The sequence below is a fragment of the Photorhabdus machadonis genome (assembly GCF_052657765.1).
Genome location: NZ_CP199761.1, coordinates 4311498 through 4332048, shown reverse-complemented (window position 1 = coordinate 4332048; position 20551 = coordinate 4311498). Strand labels below are relative to the sequence as shown.

Here is a 20551-nt window from a genome sequence, read left to right as displayed (position 1 = left end):
GCATTCTCTCTGCTGGTTGCGGCTATTGCCGCCAGTAACGTGCTAGGGTCACAGATGATGGAAATCATGCTGCTGATGCCGAAAAATATTTGGGATAAACCCTTGTTGAGAAATCAACAGGGGTTTTCTCGTTCTTCTTAATTAAAAGGAAAAAATTAGTATACGGAAATCCTATATATTGGCATTTGTTAGTACTATAATAGTACATCTTTTGTCTTGACAGAAGGTACATTCATAGGAAAGCTTTAAGTCATGTGGTTTCTCAGCATTGTGAACATCAAAAAAACACAGATTTTTGGTTCTTATAGCTTGTAGTACTGAGTGATGATAGGGGAAGGTTATGCAATCAAAACGCCGAATTTCTGAACTTAAGCGAATGTCCGTAAAAGAGCGCAAAATTGAAGGCATGCGTCGAGCTAAGGCTGCTTTTGATCTGGCTGAACGTACAGGTACGTTAACAAAGCGTCCTGTTATCGTTGAGTGCTGCTTTTTTCGTTAGCTTGCTAGGTTGGTAATTATTCTTTGGGTGTTCTATCCAATTGTTTTAATACTCGCCCACTCATTTCTCCGTGCTGCTTCTTAAATGTACTGCATTCTTAATTGGCTATTTAGCCTGATTAAGCGAGAATTGAAAGGTATCGTCATTCTATACCTTGTGCTTAACTCTACACTATTATGATCACTAATTGACGGTGTTTAATTTTTTTCTTGACTTATCAGGGTAGTAATGTAACGCAAAATTTCTTTATCTGTTGATTCATTCCCATCAAGAGCTACTTTGATTGCTTGTTTCAAATTTGATCTAATTTTAAGCTTATCAATAAGTTCTTCGATATCTTGCTTTTCATGGATCATGGTTAATATCCCTTCAATACCTTTTCGATGCATTAAATTAATTAATGTTTTTGCTTCTTTGACATCAAGAGAATCTAAAATGAGGGACCATGCTGTTTTTAGTTCATCATATCCATAGCCTGTGTCGTCTCTTTGGGAATCATCAGTAGGTTTTTCATTCGGAGTCCCAGAAGCTAGCCATTCCAAAGAAACACCTTCTATTCTAGCGATTTTCTGAGCTACATATAGAGATGGTAGTGTCTTTTTATCAAAGTAGTTATTTAACGTCGAATAAGGTATTTGCCATTCTGTTGAAGCAGCTCGAAGACTCCTTCCTTTAAGAAGCTGTTTTAACCTGTTTTTAAAGGTTTCTTTTCCTTCTTCAAGGAAAGTAGCTTCGTTAGTCTTATTGTTCATATTTTCCTTTTTACGAATGAATTTCTATTTAAAGATCAATAATATCTATAAATAGAAAATAATGGTTGAAATTTTCTATTTATAGAACGATAATCTACAGCAGTGAATGATCCTCCAAGGATTATCTGCACTGATATCTTTTTAGAGTAATTGAAATATAGATTGAAGTAAAACGTACTACTAACAGAGTTTAAAGCAAAGAATGTTACTCGTCGTTTTACAGTATTATTAGATAGTTATACCCGATTGGAGAATTATTGTGGAGAAAAAAGATTGGCACCCAGCAGATATTATCGCTGCTTTAAGAAAAAAGGGAACATCATTGGCAGCTATTTCTAGAGAAGCAGGGCTGGCATCGTCAACGTTATCTAATGCCTTGCAAAGACCTTGGTGTAAAGGTGAAACAATTATTGCAAATGCATTGGGACAGAAGCCTGATGAAATCTGGCCTTCCCGTTACCAGAAAAGAAGGAAGAGATATTGATCTCCAGGCGAAAGAATATGGTGACAGTTATAGGAACCATAAAAACAACGCTCTGAAAGTGCTGTAACACAATCAGAGCGCCTAACCACAACATTATAAGAGCTAATGCTATGGCTAATATGAATAGTAACATATCCTCATACTCAAAGCGTTATACATTTAACGCGCAATCTAATGTAGAAACCGAAGCACATACCTTGCTTACAGACTTTTCTTTGGTTTTAATTTTTTCTAAATCAATTGAGAAGCAATATTATGCACAGTAGCATCCCAGACATTCTCGACGACAGTAATATACCTGATCTGGATATCTTATGGTCTGCCATGTCGGATGCAATTGCATCACTGGATTTTTCATGTATTAGCGATACTGTACTGTGTCAGCTAATTGAATCATCCAAAGAAAATACTATGGGCATTTGTCATGGAGTAACTTTTCTTGGTGACTCAATGTTATCGTTTGCCAGTAATAATATCCATGAATTTACGCCAGAGAGTTTGTGTCAGCTCGGGCATAGCCTATCAGCGCTGAGTTCTCTATTACCGATGCTGTTTACCATGCATGAAAAAGCGAGTGGTGAATATCGTCGTAGAACTTCGAAAAACGAGATAAAATAGCTTTGTCAAATGAAACCGGAAAATTTTTGGATGGTTTTCCGGTTTAAAGGCATAAACTATCGCCGACAGGGTGTTCGATACTCATCAGAGCTGATTTTTCCCTTTCACGAGGTTTGAACTGGCACCGAGATGTCGTCACCGTGCACTTTGTCCGGCATCAGCACGCACTAGACGTAGAATATTGAGGGCTGTTTCTGCCTCGATCAGCACCTTCAAAAAAGTATTGAATGCCATCTGGTGTAGGGGCTTCTGTCCAGCTAGTTGCCAACCATTTTTTCGCTAACATTGCTGAGTAAGCCCCGAAGACAAGCGAGACTGGGTTGTTGCGGCCTGGTAGGATGAAATAAAGGAGCCAGACAGGCATATGTTGGCTGGGTATGGCATATTGGATACCTTTCCGTATTTTGAGGAAAAGAAAACGATGCGTCATCATAACGTAACAGGTATGACGGTTGCAGTACTAAGTTTCCGCATAGCTTAAGTATAATTCTTACTAACCCCGATTAATTTCTTTAAATTTCTGGATGGTGTGTTTGATGGCTTGTTCTGTTGGCAAACGCTCCATTGAACTAGCACCATAGAATCCATGACAATTGGGACAATGAGCCATAATATAGGCGACATCCTCCGGTTCCAAAATTGGGCCGCCGTGACATAAAGTAATAATGTCATTTCGGATAGTTTTAGCTGCCAAAGCACAAGCGTTAATGATTGGTATACAAGATTTCAGATCATATGATGTATTAGCACTAATATCACCGCCAGTGGTTAGCCCAAGATGTACGACGATGATATCAGCACCTGCTTGTGCCATAGCCTCAGCCTCTTTTTCATTGAAAACATAAGGCGTGGTCATCATTCCTTTTTCATGTGCCAAGCGGATTAGCTTCACCTCCAGCGCATAGCTCATGCCTGTTTCTTCCAGGTTTTTTCTGAATTTTCCATCAATAAGTCCTACTGTTGGGAAGTTCTGAATACCAGCGAAACCTTGTGCCTTTAGTTCATCCAGGAAAAGAGATAAATTACAGAATGGATCAGTCCCACAGACACCCGCCAATACAGGTGTTTCCTTAACTATCGGTAATATTTCATTACCCATTTCTCTGACAATTTCATTTGCATTACCGTATGGCATTAATCCGGCCAATGATCCTCTGCCAGCCATTCTGAAGCGTCCAGAATTATATACGATAATGAGGTCTGCCCCTCCTGCTTCCTCGCAACGTGCCGAAAGACCACTACCTGCACTCGCCCCAATAATAGTTTCTTTACGTTCGACTTTTTGTTTTAGAGTTTCAATAATCTGATTATATTTTTTCTTCATAAGAGATTCCCTGGTGTTCTATAATTTCCTTGAGTTGTTGTATTACAAGAGTACAAAATTGTGGTGAATTGATGTGAAAAGGTGTTTTTATAACTTTTCGCAATTTTGTTTGTTTTATTGTTTTTTTTAGTCCATGACAGAAAGCCTGTGTTGATGCAGGTAAATAAAAAGGTTGTTCAGGGCAATCTAGCGCAGAGAATCCGCCCTCCGGAATAATGAATCGAATAGGTCCATCACACTTATTCAGTTTGTTCCCTACCCAGATACCAAGCTGATAGTTTTCTTCAGGTGTCGTTCGCATCAATGTCACCTGAGAGTTATGCTCAAAAAACAGCCTGTTGCTGTAGCGTTCTGGGATCGTGTCTTTTGCACCAAAGTTAACCATGTCCAAAGCACCAGTACTGCCGATCCACGGAATATTTTTTTTTGCAATGACGTCTAACCGTGTGTCAGGACAACCCAAAACACCCCCAAATAACAGATCAGCAATTTCTGTTAATGTAATATCTAAAACACAAACCAATTCGCCGTCCTTAGCCAATTTCTCCATGCTTGTTCCACCATTGCCGGTAGCATGAAAAGCCAGGCAATCGTATTGAGTATTTAACTCAGTAGTGAGTTGATTAATGCACGGCGTCGTCATACCAAACATCGTTAACCCTAAAGCGGGTTTATGAATATCAGCCAATGGCGTAAAATAATTGACAGAGCCCGCCATCATATTTGCAGCATTAGACAAGACTGAACGGGAAATACGGTTGAGTCCGTTGAGATCGGTTACCGTATAAAGCATGGCAATATCGCTGGCCCTGACGTAGGCCGAGACATTCCCTGACGCCATCGTTGATACCATGATTTTAGGCAAACCGATCGGCAGGCTTTGCATAGCTGGCGTAATCAGCGCTGTTCCACCTGAGCCTCCGATACCAATCACCCCCGCGATATCGTCGATTGAACTGTTCAGAAAATTCGTGAGGGCGACAGACATCGCGGTTATCGCTTTATTCCGCACGCCACAAAAAACGGGAGCAGTGCCAGCGGGATGATACTCAGCCACCTGAAGTGAATGAATATCTATCTTTTTATTCTGATGATTTTTCCCAGGAATTGATGTAGACACATCAATGATGATTGAATCAACTCCTGCGAGGTGTAAACAACATTTCAACCAGACCAGTTCGTCCAGTTTTGTGTCTGCTGTGCCAACGACAACCACAAATCGCGTCATAGTGTTCACCCTATGTGGCATACCCAGTTCAAAGACTAATGTAAACCTATTGTAATATTTTACAACATGCAAGTTATTTTTTATCATTAGTGATATTTATTACTGTTAATGCTATACGGTTAAAATTTTAAGGGGGTTAAATGATCCTGTTTGATGAAGAAAATCTGTCGCCAGTCCGGCGTCGTACCCTGGAACGTATCACTCATTCAGCTCTGAAGTTATATCGAGAAAAAAAATTTCCGTCTCCTGAAGAGATTGCTAATGAAGCTGAATATGCGAAGGCCACGTTGCGCAGCTACTTTTCAACCCACAGTGATTTTGTCGAATATGTTGTAAAACAAGTCATTGGATCATTCGTTATCCCCCCTATGGGCGATGATGCAGAGGACAATATTGAGAAATTATTAAGATGGGGTTATGAAGAAATAGAAGCCAATGAGGCACTGATGAGGGATGCTTTACGCATTTCTCAGTTACGCTGGCAGGAATCTTTATCCGGTGAAGATAACGACAAACGACCTGTTTTGAAGAAAAAAAGTAACCGTAAAGAGACACTTTCTACGGCGTTAGCGCCTCTAAAAGGTCAGCTTAAAGATGACACAATACATAAGATTATTATGTTGATTTCAGTTTTATATGGTACAGAATCTATGACTATTCTGAAAGATACTTTTGGTTTGGAAAATGATGAAATAATTAACTTAACGAGTTGGGCCGCGAAGTTGATTGTTCGGCAGGCCATTAATGAGGAGCTAAAGTAATCAGAAAACCATTTTTTAACATAAAGGGTAAACCGGGCATGAGGCCCGGTAAAAGTTTCTTTTGGTGCCGATAACTTCTGTCACCAACCTTCTGATGAGATTAGACATAACTTGAGTTCTGAATAAAAAAATTGAACTAAGTGCCTGTTCGAAAAACAGAGTTTTCGACCAAGAAAATTAAAGTGATGATAAAAGGTCAATACTATCTGGTTCTTTGCAGGCGCTGACAAAGGTGGCGAACGAGCGACCTTCTGTACAGTCTTATCGGTATTTGTTGGTTAAATAAAGTGGATCCTGAGGTCTGGCTACGCCATGTCATCAGTCATATCGCGGACTGGCCTGCAAACCGGATGCATGAACGGGTCGATCTCACTTCTTAGCCACCGTTAATACGGTCTGAATGCGCCGCTTACATAGAGGGAGCGGGAGTATTTGAATATTCATCACTATCAATAAATTAGAGTCATTACCAAAGAAAGCGCTACCGACCTTGATTAAGAGATATAAATGAAGGTTCAAAGGTAGCGCTTAAATTATATTTACAATTTTTTCATATGAGTTTTTAAAAGAGTTTTAACCAACCCTGGATTATTAATAATATAAATATCTTTTTCCTCATTATACGCGACAAGAGTACGATAAATTTCTTGATTTATATCACATGCCAATGTAATAAGACCTGATAAGGGTTATAAAAATTCTTTAGCTACTTTTTCAAGGAACACCTCATATAAAGAAGTTGCCAGAACTGATATATGCATATCATTGATCTAATGAAACCTGTTTTCTTATAGCATCCCCTCTGAATACACAAAAATAATAGTGGATTTAAATTAGAACTGGATAGCATATCGACTATTATCATTAGTGCTGTTATTCAAATAATTTCGAAAATTTCACTTAATGGGATCCCCATTCTTGTTAAAATATCGACTGGGCCATATTTCTGAAGGATGTACTCCTAGTCTGTCCGCAATAATCCTCTCCCCTTTAGGCCACCGGCGTATTAATGCATTAGATAGTGTTGATGAACTCAGTCCTGATTCCCTTGATAATGCGGCAAGTGTTGTGCCACGTTTACGTAATGCAGCAATAATATCTGCCGGATGCCAGTCATTTTGAGCCGTTATCATCTCTGTTTACTTCCCCTAATCGATTTATGGTGGCTATTCAAATAGGATGCATGAATCAGTGTTCATTTCCGGCAAGCAAAACCAAAACTTCTCCCGCCAGAACCGCCATGAAAAGGCTAATAACAGACACATCGGCAAAAAGTTTCTTACCAATGTCCATGAACACAGGACTATGATTCCTAGTTATTTGTCAAATTACTATTACTAAAAAACGTCCTTGTCATTCATGCCCATTACTGTTGCAAGTAATGTTTTTCGTTATTACCCTGCCAAAATAATTTTCATTTTGATTCCAAAAAGTTTTTTACTTTATTATGAGATAAGCTGGAATTATTGGTGAATTTTAAGGACAAGACTAAAGCTGAGCATCTTTGTTCAAAGTGAACAATGTCTTTATGCCCTGAAGTGCATGAATGTCCAATCCCAAAAATATCGGCTAATTCCGTTGGTTTCATCAATGGATCTCGCCTGAGCCGTTTTAAAATTTCTTTCTGATTATCTGACATATCAAATCATTAAAACCCTTGTTATTGCGTGGATATTTTTATTTCATTGATGATCAACAGTAAAGACAGTTTTCTATTTTAATTAGAATAAAAAATCGTAAATTTCATTAAAGGGATTTCATATTAAAAAATGCTTTCAGCTTGTTTACACACTTTATTTCTTATTAATTTAGATTCAACAATCAAACTTAACTCACAGGCAATAATCCGAACAACAGCCAAATAATCTTTAATGTTAGTCTGATTAATGCACGGAGTTGTCACACCAAACATCGTCAACCCTAAAGCGGGTTTATGAATATCAGCCAATGGCGTAAAATAATTGACAGAGCCAGCCATCATATTTGCAGCATTAGACAAGGATGAACGAGAAATACGGTTGAGTCCGTTGAGATCGGTTACCGTATAAAGCATGGCAATATCGCTGGCCCTAACGTAGGCCGAGACATTCCCTGACGTCATCGCTGATACCATGATTTTAGGTAAACCGATCGGCAGGCTTTGCATAGCCGGAGTGATCAGCGTTGTTCCGCTGATACCAATCATCCCCGCGATATCGTCGATTGAGCTGTTCAGGAAATTCGTGAGGGCGACAAACATCGCGGTTATCGCTTTATTCCGCACGTCACAAAAAACAGTGTCAGCGCCAGAGGGATGATACTCAGCCACCGGAAGTGAATGAATATCTATCTTTTTATTCTGATAATTTTTCCCAGGAATTGATGTAAACACATCAATGATGATTGAATCAACTCCTGCGAGGTATAAACAATATTTCAACCAGACCAGCTCGTCCAGTTTTGTGTCTGCTGTGCCAACGACAACCACAAATCGCGTCATAGTGTTCACCCTATGTGGTATACCTAGTTCAAAGACGAATGTAAACCTATTGTAATATTTTACAACATGCAAGTTATTTTTTATCATTAGTGATATTTTTTATTGTGAATGCTATATGGTTAAAACTTTAAGGGGGTTAAATGATCCTGTTTGATGAAGAAAATTTGTCACCAGTCCGGCGTCGTACCCTGGAACGTATCACTCATTCAGCTCTGAAGTTATATCGAGAAAAAAAATTTCCGTCTCCTGAAGAGATTGCTAATGAAGCTGAATATGCGAAGGCCACGTTGCGCAGCTACTTTTCAACCCACAGTGATTTTGTCGAATATGTTGTAAAACAAGTCATTGGATCATTCGTTATCCCCCCTATGGGCGATGATGCAGAGGACAATATTGAGAAATTATTAAGATGGGGTTATGAAGAAATAGAAGCCAATGAGGCACTGATGAGGGATGCTTTACGCATTTCTCAGTTACGCTGGCAGGAATCTTTATCCGGTGAAGATAACGACAAACGACCTGTTTTGAAGAAAAAAAGTAACCGTAAAGAGACACTTTCCACGGCGTTAGCGCCTCTAAAAGGTCAGCTTAAAGATGACACAATACATAAGATTATTATGTTGATTTCAGTTTTATATGGTACAGAGGCTATGACTATTCTGAAAGATACTTTTGGTTTAGAAAATGATGAAATCATCAACTTAACGAGTTGGGCTGCAAAGTTGATTGTTCGGCAGGTCATTAATGAGGAGCTAAAATAATCCGAAGGCCATTTTTTAACACAAGGGTAAAGAAACTGGGCACGAGGCCCGGTAAAAGTTTCTTTTGGTGTATGGGCCTGTACATTTTGTGAGTGGTGTATTAGTTCAGATTAGATCTGATACTTCGATTTGAAAAGAAGAGAGTTACCCGCTTTGATTAAAGGCGCTGAATCTTAAATCAAAGCGGGTCTTCTCAATCGGTCGCGGTAGGAATAGCCGTTACCAGCAACCCCTACCGTGACCGATTTTTTAGCCTGATAAGCCACTTTTCCCAGACGTAATGAACTGCACCCTTTAAATGTCGGATGATTACCTAACATTTGGGGTACAGTTCAGATTAACCGTAATGTTCCGGTGAACTCACCTTGCGTTGTCAGATAACAACAAAATGGGATGTTAACGGAAGGGATTCTCAGGCCAGGGCAGCAGCTCATTCAACCGACTGTTCGGCCAGACAGGCAGCCGACTGAGGACATCACGTAACCAGACCCAGGGCTCATGTCCGTTGGCTTTGGCCGTTTCCAGCAGGCTCATTATCATGGCCGCCCGTTGCCCCGCGGCCAGTGAACCCGCAAAAAGCCAGTTCTTTCGGCCGAGCGCCACACCCCGGACCGCATTCTCCGCCCGGTTGTTGTCTATCGGCACCCGCCCGTCATCCAGATAACACACCAGCGCCGGCCAGCGCTTCAGCGTGTAATCTATCGCTTTGCGTAACCCGGAGTTGGGTGCCGTTTGGGCCTGAGTCGTCTGCAACCAGGACCGGAACTCATTCAGCCACGGCCGGGCATAACGCTGTCGCCACTGACGCCGTTTATCCGGCAGCCGGTGTTTGATTTTTCGCTCCAGCTTGTACAGGTCACGAATGCCATCCAGCGCCTGTTTCGCCACCGGACTTTGGCTCGCTTTGTATTGGTCAAAGAATTTGCGGCGGGCGTGAGCCCAGCAACCCGCTTCGGTGATATCCGCCCGGGCATGCAGCGCGTTGTAACCGGCATAGTCATCCGTCACCAACGTGCCGCCCGACCAGTCTTTCAGCAGGCTCTGGGCATAACGGCCGCTGCGGCCGGGATGCAGCTCATAGTACACCACTGCCGGCGAGGTATCGGGGCCGGTGACAGACGTCCACAGGTAAGCTCGCCGGGTCTGGCCTTTTCCCGGGGCCAGTATCGGCAACGGGGTCTCATCGGCATGCAGCACCGGGGACGTCAGCAGCGTCTGCTTCAGGGCATCGGCCAGCGGTTGCAACGCCACAGCCACCTGCCCCACCCAGTCCGACAGGGTGCTGCGGGCCAGGGTTACACCGCTGCGGGCATAGATTTGCTGCTGACGGTAGAGCGGCAGGTGGTCACGATATTTAGCGACCACCACCTGAGCCAGCAACCCCGGCTCCGGAAGGCCCTTTTCAATAAGATGGGCGGGCTGGGCTTTAGCATGAATTCGCTGGCAGGCCGCACAGCTGTACTGCGGACAGACATAACGCCGGACGATAAACGTGGCCGGACAGTATTCCAGTCGCTCACTGATTTCATCACGCAAAAAGCGCAGGGCATGACCGCAATCCGGGCAGCTCTCCGTCTCCGGCGCCAGCCGGATATCTTCACGGGGTAAAGTCGCCGGCAAAGGCTGACGTTTAGGCTGGGCCGGGGTCGCGTTTTCCTTGATATGCAGGCGTGACAGCCGGGTTTCCAGCACCGCGATATCGGTATCGGCATCTTCCTCAAACTGACTGCGTTTGGGACCGGCAGGCAGGGTTTCGCTGTGCGCACCAAAACGCCAGCGTTGCGCCTGTTTCAGGGCGTCTTCCAGCTGGCGAATATAATCACCTTGTTGCTGAAGCAGCGCCAGTGCCCGCAGGCGGAACTGGCCGGGGTCATCCAGCGCGATTAAGTCATTGAGCGTCATGCCGACAGTGTACCGGATAATTCCCCGTCGTTATCCGGTAAAAGTGTGACCGGGGTAGCGGAATTAGCTTCGCCAGCCGGACAGGTCATCTCCCTCGACTTGTTGCCAGTGAATGCCGCGGATGAGCCAGTCAAACTGGGCGGGCGTCATCACCCAGCTGCGCTCGCCCTGCTTCGGCCAGACAAAATGGGCCCGGTGCAGACGGCGGGTACACAGCCAGACGCCGTGTCGGTCCCAGCGCAACACCTTGAGACGGGAGCGGGCCTTGTTGCAGAAAACAAAAGCGGCCTCGTCCTGCCAGCGCAAATTCAGTCCCTCCAGGTGCCGGGTCAGGGCATCAATGCCCCGGCGCATGTCGACGGGCTCTCGCACCAGAAAGAGCTGTTGCGGTTTCAGCATCGGGCCAGTACCCGCATCACGTCAGGCAACAGCGTCAATGGACAGGCGATGGCATAGCCGTCTGGGGTATACAGGGTAACGGTGCGCGCGTCGTCAGGCTGGAGTGAAACTGGCAAGAGGGCGGGCAGTGTCTGGCTGAGAGGTTGGCGTATTTTGTGACTGTCGGCAATCCAGTCGCGAAAAGCGGAAAAACTCAGCTGATGCTGTTCGCAATACTGTTTTCGGGTCAGGTCACTGTGGCGCCATTGGGTCACATGTTGCTATTTTTGTTCCGGGGTATATCGGCTACGGCTCATGGTGTCAGTCTCCAGGTGAAGATAAGGAAGCAGTAGCGTGCATGGGCCGGAGAGGAAGAACAAGGTGAGATGACCGGACGTTTACATTTGTTTCAGGGTATTGATGGTCGCATCACTGGCCTGTCGATATTCCGTCCAGACCCCTTTACGGCATCTGTCATCCTGACACGATGCCAGTTTACCGCGCATGTCCTCCACTGACGGCAGACCTTTATCCAGAATACGCTGGCTCAGCTCTTTAGCCTTGCCGCACGCTTCCGGTGACATCGTGCGGCAATCGCCCAGATTTCGCGAGGCCAGCGCATTATTCTCAATCTTATTTTACAACATCTCGTGATAAGAATAGGCCAGTATGAGGATCGAAAAATATTCTTCTTCCATAAAAATCAACAACAAAATATTGCCCTTCAACAACGTTCAATCCTTCATATGGGTAACTGATTTGACCTTCTTTTTGTAAATCTGAAGGCTCTATTTGCCAAAGAAATTCTCCATTATTTGTGTAAGAAAATAGATTATTTAGTCCGTCATCTCCTATAGGAATATCAGTTAAGACAAGAACAGAACCATTATCGATTTCTATCGCCTTAATAATCTTTTGATTAAATATAATTAAGTGCCCATTAATATTAATCTTGTTATCGTTTACTAAGATAGCCATTTTATATCCTATTTTTTCTGAATAGCCCGTTCATTAGTGAATGTACCTGTTCTTTGCCCCATAAGATCAAACTGGGTTCCTCCACCTTTATAGCCAAACAGACTATTTGCAGAACCTACTCTCATCTTAGTACCTGCTTTAATTTCAACATCCGCAACGTATTTTGGCTCATATGGCAAAGCAAATTTTTCTTGAATTTGTTTACTACTTAATCCTTTTATATCTTCGGCTTTCATCATCCATCCCCCTCTCATTTGTGAATGAGTACCATCATAAACCCTAACAAATTGCGTGTTAGCTGCTAATTCAAATTCCTTTACTGTAGTTCCTGGAGTATATGGAGGTTGTTCATATCCCTGACTTTTCCACCAATTATTTACTTCTGTTGCTGTTACTTCTTTAATGGGCTTTTCAGGGAGTCGTCCAGAAGTACCTTTGCCCTCATTTATAGATGAAATCGTCGTCTTATTTCCAGTAATACTTTTATCAGCCAGAGAACCTCCTTTCCCCTCAACCACTTCTGTTGACCGATACTTACTTAAAGACAGATATGCTTTCGCGGCTGCAAACTGTATCAGCTTCGCTTCACTAGTAGGTATCCCTCCAGCAACAATTTCCGCCGCTTTCTGTGGCGTCATCTGCTCATTTGATAACACGACATCTAACGGAACACCAAAGAAGTTCCCCCACGCAATAATCAGACCTTTTGCCGGGTCTTGACCCTCAGGGACTTGTCCTTTGAGGTAGTGAGTTAAGGCTGCGTTGATTTCTTCGGGTGTTGCCCCGGATTGAGTCATCTTTTGAGCCAGTGACCCTGCGCCTTCAAAATGTTTAGCGCTTTCGGAACCAAACAAACTTCCCATGCTAAGGGCATTATTATCCACCGAATTCTTCCCGGCCTGCGCCCCGGTGAGGGCGCTGGCGGTGGAGTCACCGGCAATACCGCCTGCTAGCGTGGAGCTGATTAAATATTACCCCGGTGGACTCATGCTGCCCTCCTAGCTTTGTAAAGGCTGGATCGTTGTTTAAAAGCCACTTAATACTACTTGCCCTTCTGTATAACTTTTAAGAATCCTACTGCTTATTTCAAATATACACTTAGTAAAATCGCTTATTGTTAGATTATATCCCTCATCTGTGATATTAATTTTTCCCAGAAAACGCAATGCTATTTCATTAGAAAATATTATGTTAAAGCTCTCACTGGTTTCCTCAATTTTCTCAATAATATATTGATTATCAAAGGGTCTACCATAAGGGCCATCAGGGAGAAAGAAGTAAAGTGATTTTTTCTCTTTTACCCAATTTTCAACTATTTCTTTTGTGTTCATTTCTTAATTATCCAGTTATTGTCTAGTGATGGTAAAAATATTTGCGTACCACCACCATGTAACGTTGGTTGAGTCCCTTTAGTTCCAATTTGTGCTGCCGCTGGCCCTTCATAATACTTAGGCTGTGTCCCTCAATTGTCTGCACAGTGGAAAACCATGCAGTTTTCTCGGTGATTGATAGCAAAAATGCAGATTAATGGTTCAAAAAATGAACGAGATTGACGTTTTCTCTTCACCTTCAGCCAGTCCAAATGAATTGCGGGACACAGCCTAGTACCTTTGGGGATCTTTATAATGGCTTGGTTTTTAAAAGTATTACCCCATTCAGGTAAAACAGCACTATCCAGTTGAGATTGTAGAGGTCCTTTTGATGGCTGAGGAGTCCAAAAGCGACCATCAACTTTAGCAGAGCCGCCATAATCTCTGAAAAAATACATATCTGTTTCTGCGACTTTTTCAGTATAACTTCCACTTCTGAACGTTGAAGCAGGAGCTCGCAAATCATTGGGGTTTCCTAATGGGCCAATTTCATGCGGGCTATAAGATTTTATAGTTTTTGATACTCCTTGTTCTAAGTTCTTCGAGACATTCTTCACCACATTAGCCGCTACAGCTTCGGATTTTGCTGCCACTGCCTCTGCCGCAGTTTTACCCACACCTATTACGCCGGCTGCGCCCACACCACCCGGCGTTAATGCTTCTGCGACCTGAATACCTGCATTATTTAGACAAATTGTTGGCGCAGCTTTACATCCTTCCAGTGCAGCAATTTCAGGTGTGGCGGCCACAATCTGGGCACCACCAGCTACTGCCATTCCTCCCGCAGAGACAATTAGGTTTCCATCAGCTATACCTTTAGCAATATTAGCCTTGCACGTCGTATCGCAGTCTGGTGTTTTACTTAACCAGAATCCAAGATCCGAGCCGGCTGCTGCGCCAAGGGCATTATTATCCGCAACAACCCATTCCATTGCGAAGTTGATTACCGAACACCAATTTTCCCTGCGCACTCAGTCGGTTACCACCCGTTTTTTCCAATGTGCGTTGACCGCCGGACCCAAAACCCCCTGACGCGCTTTTCGCCTCCAAAGGCCGGTTTTTCCCGCCGTGCCATTGTCAGTGTAGCGCCTTTTTCGGCAACGGGCGAACGTCGCCCAACTCGCTTGGGCGGCGGACGCCCGTTCTGCGGGCGCGGGCGGCATAGAGCCCGCAAGCGGCGCCCCTGCGACGCTCTGAGGCACTGTGGCTTCGGTTTGCGTATGACCTTGCATGACCACGCGGTTTTGTTTTGTTCAGGGAAGCCCCCGGGGGCTGCACGGGGCGGCGATGGCGAGCACGGGAATGAGCAAGGAGCCGGCGACTGCGAACCGGGCGCAGCCAGTGCAGCGGGGTTGGGGCGGGGGGAAGTCAATGAGCGGAGGCCGCAGGCCGACCTGCCTTTAGGGGGGTGGCCCAACGGTTGCAGGGCAGCTAAAGAAGAACTCAGAGTTGCCGATGTCCGGCTCAGTCGGTTAGAGCATAAGGCGCAGCCTTGTGCGCCACTCCCCGCAATGCCGACCCGCGGGGGCGCAAGACATAATGCCAATTATACGCATTAAGCCGCTCATCAATGCTCAGGCGGTTGCCCGGGCTCACCGGCGCAGTGCGTATAATTCCCCCGCATTATGTTGAATAGGCGTTGGGCGGCCTGGACCGGCTCAACGGGGACACCGGGGCTTGCGCCGCCTGACGACTATTTACCCCCGCGTGCGCCGAGGCTAACGGGCAGTCCGGCCACGGTCTGCCCCCACACCGAACCCGCCCAACTCAACGGGGGCGTGCGAACAGTCATCGGGTATCGGGGTTGAGGTCGGCTCTGAACTGTCCGGCGGCGTGTCCGTGTCGGCGTTATCGTCGGCGTACAGGTCGGCCAGTAAACCCACTTCATCGGCGTCGCAGACTTTTTCGTCGGCCATTTGCTCCGCCGGATGCGTACTGGCGTGCACCGCCTGCAAGGCCCGGATAGAGACCTGCGTATACACCTGAGTTGACTCCACGCTGGCATGGCCTAACATGGCCTGTATCCAGCGCAGGTCCGCGCCGTTCTCCAGCATCTGCGTCGCCATCGCATGCCGAAACAGGTGGCAGGCCCCTTTTTTCTCAATGCCGGCGGCCCGGATATAACCGCTCACGGCATGGGTGATACCGTTCGGCTGCAATCCGTCGAGACCGTCCATTGCCACGAACAGCGACTGGATGTCCGGGGTGACCAGCAGTTGCGGGCGAACCTGCTGCTGATAGAACTGGAGCCAGTTTAAGGCCCGTTCGCCGAGGGGCAATACCCGGTCTTTATTCCCCTTGCCCTGCCGGATGGTCACGGTTTTGCGTGACCCGTCAATGCTGTAGATATCGAGCCGGGCCGCTTCACTGCGTCGTATCCCTGTTGACCAGAGCAGCTCCATCAGGGCCCGGTCGCGCGCGCCCTGCAACGTATTCGGGTCAGGCAGCGACAGGATATGCTCGATTTCATCAATGCTCAGGATATACCGCGGCAGCCGTTTTTCTTCCCGCGGCAACTCAATGTCCGCTGCCGGGTTCGCCAGTATCAGGTTCTGTTTCGTCAGCCATTTGAACCACACCTGTAACGGCTGCAACTGCGTGCGCTGGGTGCGGATGCTCAGCGGCTCTCCGTTGGTCTTGCGGTACTGGTACAGGTAGCGCTGGTAACGCTCCAGTATCGGCCGCGTGATATCCGCGGCATAGTACAGGCCCCGGTCCGTGGCCCACAGGATAAAGTGATAGGTGTGATGGGTCTGCACTTTCAGCGTGGTTTCCGACCAGTTCCGTTCCTGCCGCCAGGCCACGAAGCGCAGTAGCAGCGCATACAGGCTTTTTGGGTCATGTGCCGGCCCTACAGGCTGACGGTAGACGTCATTGACGGTCAGGAGACTTCCTTTGCGCGGTTTACGGTTTGCCATGATTAACCTCCGTTTCGGATTGGGGATGGGCGGCTGAGGCAGCGGGCGGTGGGGCCTTTTGCGTTTTATGTCTGTTAACCGTTTTCTTTCCGGCTCCGCCCGGTTTTGTTGTTAAGCCTTGTGCTGTCTGTGCTGAGGCCGGATTTTGTCTGTCCGGCTGTGTACCGACCTGGGGCCGACCTGTACCCGACTGAGCACCCTCTGACCCCGACCGGAACGCCTTGCCCGCAACAGCGTCATTCGTCATTTCTGTTTCTTCGGGCAGGGGGATTGAAGCCGGTTTTTTTTCTGTCTTGATAACTGCTTTTTGCTTTACCCCGTCCACTTCCGCCGACAGGTCTGGTGTTGCCTGCCCTGAGGCTGGATTCTGACTGACCGACTGACTGCCGACCATGCCCCGACCAGCACCCGACTGAATATCCTCTGACCCCGACCGGAACGCATTGCCTGTCATTTCTGACCGGGATTCAGTCATCTCCAGTAACCCGCACAGATGCGGTTGCCCGGTATCTTCACCATCCCACAACAGCGTATATTCATAGGTCAGCCCGCGGCGATGCAGCAACAGGTATTCCATTTCCAGCAACCGCGCCAGATGCACTTTCAGTTGCGTATCGCCCCAGTGCAGAGCGGTCCGAATATCCCGCCGGGTAAAATGCAGTTCATCGACCCTGACCGCCTGTTGTCCGGCGGTTTCCCGTACCCAGTCCTGTATCAGCAGCAACAGCTTGCGCGTCTGCGGCGGCATTTCATCCAGCGTGCGCCCCAGCACCTCATGCGCCAGCCGGTTGGCGAGGGCAATATCGTCCTGGGTGACTTCGATATATTCGATGACCTGCCCGCGGTGGGGCGTTTTCTTCACTTCACGTTGATACTGGTGCAGCAGGGCAATGGCCTGTATCAGCGTCAGGTATTTCATGTGGTCGCGCCGCATCCGGGTTTTGTCTGACAGGAACGTCAGTTGATGGGCGTAAGGATTGACCACTTTCAGCGGCCTTAACAGGCGCTGGGCGTTCTGGTGTAACTGCGTCAGATAGCCTTTCTCCGAGTCAGCCAGCAACCCGGCCAGTGTCTGGCGGTGCCGCTGCATGGCGTGGATAGCCTGCGTCTGCTCGCGCGATTCGTTGACCGTCAGCACCAGACAGCGGTTCAGCAGCTCTTCATCCACATCAATGGCCGTCGTCGTTAACATCAGCATCACCGGTCCCTGTACCCTGTATTCCCGCGTCACCAGTTCGCCGCTCTGTTCGTTCTTGCCGGTGCTGGCGATTTTCAGCTCGCCGTCAGATTGCAACAGTTTCAGGGCATAGGCCGCCTGCCGCACGCCTTCTTCTTCGGCTATCGCCAGTATTTTGTGTTGCAGACTGGTTTCCCCAAGATAGTAGAGGCTCTGCCCGGTCATTGCCGAGTACTGGATACGCTCCTCTTCCGGCATCAGGTTCAGCACGGCATCCATCAGGCTGCTCTTGCCTGCCGCGCTGCTGCTCTGGATTAACACGGCCAGCGGTTTATCGAGTTTGCGCGAGACCGCCGCCAGATACCCGGTCAGCAGATTGGTCGATTCGCCGACCACCCCACAGGCGGCCATGTCGTTGATAATCTGTTCTGTTAAGTTCGGTGATGTCAGTAACGCCAGCGCGGCGGCTTCGTCTTCTGCGCTGACCGTCACCGCCGTTGTCCCTGAGGCTTCGGCCTCTGCTCGCTGCTCAGCATCCTGTTGCTGCTCCAGCATTAACAGCACCCGCCCGGCTTCACGTTTAATCACCGACGGCTCGCATGCCAGCTCTTGCGCCGCCGTGCTGATGTAGTGCTGACGATGCCGCGCATGGTACATGTCCAGCGTATCCACATGGAACAGGCCGGACGTTTCATCCCGCACCTGCACATTCACTTTCATCACGTCCGGCACCGGGGATTTTTTCATCCCCCGTATCCGCCAGACCCGGGGGCCGCTTTTCATCAGCAGTTCACCGGAGGCCGTGCGCTCACAGGCCACGGGGGCAACGGTCAGCGCCGGCGGGGCGGCTAAAGCAGCCGGTTTAGCCACCCCGGCATTGTGAGGCTTTTCCGTCACACTCGGCGAGACGGGCCGCTCATGGCTGAACACCGCGCCCGGCGCGGTTCCCTGTCCCAGCCAGACCGCCTGTTGCAAGGCCAGCCCCAGCGCATGTTCGGCGTTGCCGCTTTTGAGCGCATAGTCATTGGCATCCATGCCCGGTGGGAACTGCACCCGCCACGCCTCGATACCGGCTTCCAGTAAATCAGCCGCCACACTGGCCGCGCCACGGTCTCCGGCCTCGTCCCGGTCAAAGGCAATCAGCACCCGTTTCACGCCGTGATACGGCAAGGCTGCGAGGTGCTCACGGTTAAACCCGTTCACCCCGAACGCGGCGATCACGTTGCGGAACCCGGCACACCAGAAGGTCATAGCATCGATCAGCGCTTCGCACAGGATAATTTCCGCAGCGGCTTTCATCGCTGCCTCATTCCAGACCCCGGCCAGTGGTGAGGACAGGTACAGATGCTTCGGGCTGTCTTTCAGGACTTTGTAATCCGGCTGGGTTCGGCGGCCATACAGTTGCAGCACCCGCCCGCGGCTGGCCACACTGGCCGATTCGGCCCAGCCGATTATCGGCACCACGACGCAGCCCCGGAAGTGGTCCTGCCGGGTGGTGGTACGCAACACGCCCAGCCCTGACAGCTTGCCGCGCAACTGCTGGCCTTCCTGACTGTCTTTGGACGGCAACAATCCCGCGGAACCGCTGATACCGTGATGACCCGCATAACCGAGCCGGAAGTGGCTGACCAGTTCAGGATGATTCAGCCCGCGTCGTGCCAGCCAGGCTTTGGCTTCCGGTGATGCCAGTAAGTGCTGATGATAAAAATCAATCACCTGATGCAACAGCGCCTGCCCGTCATCGTCCAGGTCGGCCAGTTTCGGGCGCGGCAGGGGGGCCGCCTGTGATCCCGGCGGGGCGGCTAACGAAGAGGCGGCCACCACCGTATTGTCCATGTCCGGCAGCCCGGCCAGCTCCCGCAGCCGGCGGATAGCGATTTTCAGCGTCACCCCTTCCGTTTGTATCACCCAGTCCAGCACCGATCCCGCTGCGCCACAGCCAAAGCAGTGATACAGGTTCTTAGCCGGTGAGATCACCATTGAAGGGGTTTTCTCATTGTGGAACGGGCAGCGCAGCACATAATCCTCACCGCGTTTTTTCATCGGACGGCCTTGCTTACGCGCCAGCCCCAGCAACGAGACGGTTTGCTTTAAGTGGACTAAATCGGTGTCGGGAACGCGGGTCATCAATGACCTCCTGTAAAAACCTGTCAAGATGCTATATTGATATTTAAAACATATCTGATAAGATATCTAAAAACAAGCTTTTTAAAAGGGGGATATATAGTGATATCAAGTTCAACAACCTGGTTTCTCGATATGCAGTTCCCTGAACGGCTTACCACATTACGCAAGGAACGCGGGCTCACTCAGCAGGCGCTGGCTGATATGGCTGGTGTGGCAGTTTTACAGATCCGGCGTTATGAGGGAGGCTCAGCACAACCTACCTTAGAGGTAATACGTCGCTTGGCTATTTCGCTCGGTGTCAGTGCGGATATGCTGGTTTTTGATGAACAGGAGCGCGGGCCTAGTGAGCGGCTGCGCTATCAATTTGAGGCAATTTCTCGTATGCCGCAGTATGAGCAGGAGGTTATTAAGGAGTTGCTGGATGCAATGATCATCAAAACTCAGATTGCCGGCACAATGGCCTGTATTTCAACAACAGCGAAGGAAGAGAGTTAACACAGCACGGCGCTGAAGTGCGGGAACACTCCAGCGCCGCTAACCATCACCAACTATCAGAGGTAGTTCATCATGGCTAAATGCGATTCTAAAGCAAAAACCATTACAACTAAAGTGCAGGCTGTAAAGCCACGGCATTACACCGTGGGCTACCGGCCTAACCGGGGCAAGCCCAATCCGTACCCGCAGCTCACCATTAAGGGACGTTGGTTGGCTGCGTTGGGCTTTACCACAGGGAAGCCGATCACTATTACCAGCGAAGCCGGACAGTTAATCATTCAACTGGCTGAAAATGACTAA

General features: G+C 47.9%; 26 protein-coding genes. 9 read left to right on the top strand and 17 right to left on the bottom strand.

The genetic code is table 11. From position 1 onward, the window contains the following. Nucleotides 1–340: 340 nt before the first annotated feature. Nucleotides 341–499, top strand: coding sequence for a hypothetical protein (locus tag ACUN2T_RS20900; RefSeq protein ID WP_445494842.1), 159 nt, complete (start codon nt 341–343; stop codon nt 497–499). A gap of 197 nt (nt 500–696) precedes the next feature. On the opposite strand, the gene ACUN2T_RS20895 is transcribed toward ACUN2T_RS20900, so the two are convergent. Then, the gene (locus tag ACUN2T_RS20895) at nt 697–1251 is read right to left on the bottom strand and encodes a transcriptional regulator (RefSeq protein WP_058589720.1); all 555 of its coding nucleotides are present in this window, start codon (nt 1249–1251) and stop codon (nt 697–699) included. Between the two features lie 253 nt (nt 1252–1504). On the opposite strand from ACUN2T_RS20895, the gene ACUN2T_RS20890 reads away from it, so the two are divergent. Together ACUN2T_RS20890 and ACUN2T_RS20885 are read left to right on the top strand one after the other, a co-directional pair. Beyond that, entirely contained in the window at nt 1505–1735 is a 231-nt protein-coding gene (locus ACUN2T_RS20890) for a helix-turn-helix domain-containing protein (RefSeq protein WP_046396484.1), read from the top strand. A gap of 255 nt (nt 1736–1990) precedes the next feature. Next, a complete protein-coding gene (locus ACUN2T_RS20885; protein ID WP_445494841.1) occupies nt 1991–2353 on the top strand; it encodes a hypothetical protein in 363 nt (120 codons plus the stop codon). A 493-nt stretch (nt 2354–2846) separates the two neighbouring features. On the opposite strand, the gene ACUN2T_RS20880 is transcribed toward ACUN2T_RS20885, so the two are convergent. Both ACUN2T_RS20880 and ACUN2T_RS20875 read right to left on the bottom strand, forming a co-directional pair. Then, entirely contained in the window at nt 2847–3677 is an 831-nt protein-coding gene (locus ACUN2T_RS20880) for a phosphoenolpyruvate hydrolase family protein (RefSeq protein WP_445494840.1), read from the bottom strand. After that, nucleotides 3661–4905, bottom strand: coding sequence for a Tm-1-like ATP-binding domain-containing protein (locus ACUN2T_RS20875; protein WP_445494839.1), 1245 nt, complete (start codon nt 4903–4905; stop codon nt 3661–3663). Before ACUN2T_RS20875 ends, ACUN2T_RS20880 begins: the two co-directional genes overlap by 17 nt. Nucleotides 4906–5045: 140 nt before the next feature. On the opposite strand from ACUN2T_RS20875, the gene ACUN2T_RS20870 reads away from it, so the two are divergent. Both ACUN2T_RS20870 and ACUN2T_RS20865 read left to right on the top strand, forming a co-directional pair. Further along, the gene (locus ACUN2T_RS20870; protein ID WP_445494838.1) at nt 5046–5666 is read left to right on the top strand and encodes a TetR/AcrR family transcriptional regulator; all 621 of its coding nucleotides are present in this window, start codon (nt 5046–5048) and stop codon (nt 5664–5666) included. A gap of 287 nt (nt 5667–5953) precedes the next feature. Then, nucleotides 5954–6046 carry a hypothetical protein gene (locus tag ACUN2T_RS20865; protein WP_157866894.1) on the top strand — a complete coding sequence of 31 codons (93 nt, stop codon included), beginning with the start codon at nt 5954–5956 and terminating at the stop codon, nt 6044–6046. Nucleotides 6047–6562: 516 nt separating this feature from the next. Here ACUN2T_RS20865 and ACUN2T_RS20860 read toward each other — a convergent pair. The 3 genes from ACUN2T_RS20860 to ACUN2T_RS20850 form a co-directional block, all read right to left on the bottom strand. Next, nucleotides 6563–6799, bottom strand: coding sequence for a helix-turn-helix domain-containing protein (locus ACUN2T_RS20860; RefSeq protein WP_350304593.1), 237 nt, complete (start codon nt 6797–6799; stop codon nt 6563–6565). A gap of 281 nt (nt 6800–7080) precedes the next feature. Then, entirely contained in the window at nt 7081–7305 is a 225-nt protein-coding gene (locus tag ACUN2T_RS20855; protein WP_214090516.1) for a hypothetical protein, read from the bottom strand. 123 nt (nt 7306–7428) lie between these two features. Beyond that, nucleotides 7429–8145, bottom strand: coding sequence for a Tm-1-like ATP-binding domain-containing protein (locus tag ACUN2T_RS20850; protein WP_445494837.1), 717 nt, complete (start codon nt 8143–8145; stop codon nt 7429–7431). 140 nt (nt 8146–8285) lie between these two features. On the opposite strand from ACUN2T_RS20850, the gene ACUN2T_RS20845 reads away from it, so the two are divergent. Continuing rightward, nucleotides 8286–8906 carry a TetR/AcrR family transcriptional regulator gene (locus ACUN2T_RS20845; protein ID WP_445494836.1) on the top strand — a complete coding sequence of 207 codons (621 nt, stop codon included), beginning with the start codon at nt 8286–8288 and terminating at the stop codon, nt 8904–8906. 173 nt (nt 8907–9079) lie between these two features. Here the strand turns inward: ACUN2T_RS20845 and ACUN2T_RS20840 are convergent, their stop codons facing one another. The 9 genes from ACUN2T_RS20840 to ACUN2T_RS20800 form a co-directional block, all read right to left on the bottom strand. After that, on the bottom strand, nt 9080–9226 hold the full coding sequence (locus ACUN2T_RS20840; protein WP_323840614.1) for a hypothetical protein: 147 nt from the start codon (nt 9224–9226) through the stop codon (nt 9080–9082). A gap of 76 nt (nt 9227–9302) precedes the next feature. Then, nucleotides 9303–10808 (bottom strand): IS66 family transposase, encoded by a 1506-nt coding sequence (tnpC, locus tag ACUN2T_RS20835; protein WP_445494835.1) that lies wholly within the window; start codon nt 10806–10808, stop codon nt 9303–9305. Between the two features lie 63 nt (nt 10809–10871). Then, the gene (gene tnpB, locus ACUN2T_RS20830; RefSeq protein ID WP_214089177.1) at nt 10872–11207 is read right to left on the bottom strand and encodes an IS66 family insertion sequence element accessory protein TnpB; all 336 of its coding nucleotides are present in this window, start codon (nt 11205–11207) and stop codon (nt 10872–10874) included. Next, entirely contained in the window at nt 11201–11461 is a 261-nt protein-coding gene (tnpA, locus tag ACUN2T_RS20825) for an IS66 family insertion sequence element accessory protein TnpA (RefSeq protein ID WP_445494834.1), read from the bottom strand. The genes tnpB and tnpA overlap by 7 nt, the downstream gene beginning before the upstream one ends. A 123-nt stretch (nt 11462–11584) precedes the next feature. Beyond that, nucleotides 11585–11770: a hypothetical protein gene (locus ACUN2T_RS20820; RefSeq protein WP_445494833.1), complete on the bottom strand. Its 186-nt coding sequence runs from the start codon at nt 11768–11770 to the stop codon at nt 11585–11587. A 49-nt stretch (nt 11771–11819) separates the two neighbouring features. Next, nucleotides 11820–12164, bottom strand: coding sequence for a hypothetical protein (locus ACUN2T_RS20815; protein ID WP_011145456.1), 345 nt, complete (start codon nt 12162–12164; stop codon nt 11820–11822). Between the two features lie 8 nt (nt 12165–12172). Beyond that, complete coding sequence (locus ACUN2T_RS20810) at nt 12173–13048, bottom strand: hypothetical protein (RefSeq protein WP_445494832.1); 876 nt, start codon at nt 13046–13048, stop codon at nt 12173–12175. 141 nt (nt 13049–13189) lie between these two features. Continuing rightward, nucleotides 13190–13495 carry a hypothetical protein gene (locus tag ACUN2T_RS20805; RefSeq protein WP_011145458.1) on the bottom strand — a complete coding sequence of 102 codons (306 nt, stop codon included), beginning with the start codon at nt 13493–13495 and terminating at the stop codon, nt 13190–13192. A 131-nt stretch (nt 13496–13626) separates the two neighbouring features. Beyond that, nucleotides 13627–14466, bottom strand: a complete 840-nt coding sequence (locus ACUN2T_RS20800; RefSeq protein ID WP_445494830.1) for a hypothetical protein — start codon at nt 14464–14466, stop codon at nt 13627–13629. 288 nt (nt 14467–14754) lie between these two features. On the opposite strand from ACUN2T_RS20800, the gene ACUN2T_RS20795 reads away from it, so the two are divergent. Beyond that, complete coding sequence (locus tag ACUN2T_RS20795; protein WP_445494829.1) at nt 14755–15093, top strand: hypothetical protein; 339 nt, start codon at nt 14755–14757, stop codon at nt 15091–15093. A 159-nt stretch (nt 15094–15252) separates the two neighbouring features. Here ACUN2T_RS20795 and xerC read toward each other — a convergent pair whose 3' ends face one another. Next, nucleotides 15253–16452, bottom strand: coding sequence for a site-specific tyrosine recombinase XerC (gene xerC, locus ACUN2T_RS20790; RefSeq protein ID WP_445494828.1), 1200 nt, complete (start codon nt 16450–16452; stop codon nt 15253–15255). Continuing rightward, a complete protein-coding gene (locus ACUN2T_RS20785; RefSeq protein WP_445494827.1) occupies nt 16439–19756 on the bottom strand; it encodes a CHC2 zinc finger domain-containing protein in 3318 nt (1105 codons plus the stop codon). The genes xerC and ACUN2T_RS20785 overlap by 14 nt, the downstream gene beginning before the upstream one ends. 132 nt (nt 19757–19888) lie before the next feature. Here ACUN2T_RS20785 and ACUN2T_RS20780 point away from each other — a divergent pair, with 132 nt between their 5' ends. After that, a complete protein-coding gene (locus tag ACUN2T_RS20780; RefSeq protein ID WP_011147857.1) occupies nt 19889–20251 on the top strand; it encodes a helix-turn-helix domain-containing protein in 363 nt (120 codons plus the stop codon). A gap of 72 nt (nt 20252–20323) precedes the next feature. Further along, nucleotides 20324–20551: a SymE family type I addiction module toxin gene (locus ACUN2T_RS20775; RefSeq protein ID WP_011147858.1), complete on the top strand. Its 228-nt coding sequence runs from the start codon at nt 20324–20326 to the stop codon at nt 20549–20551.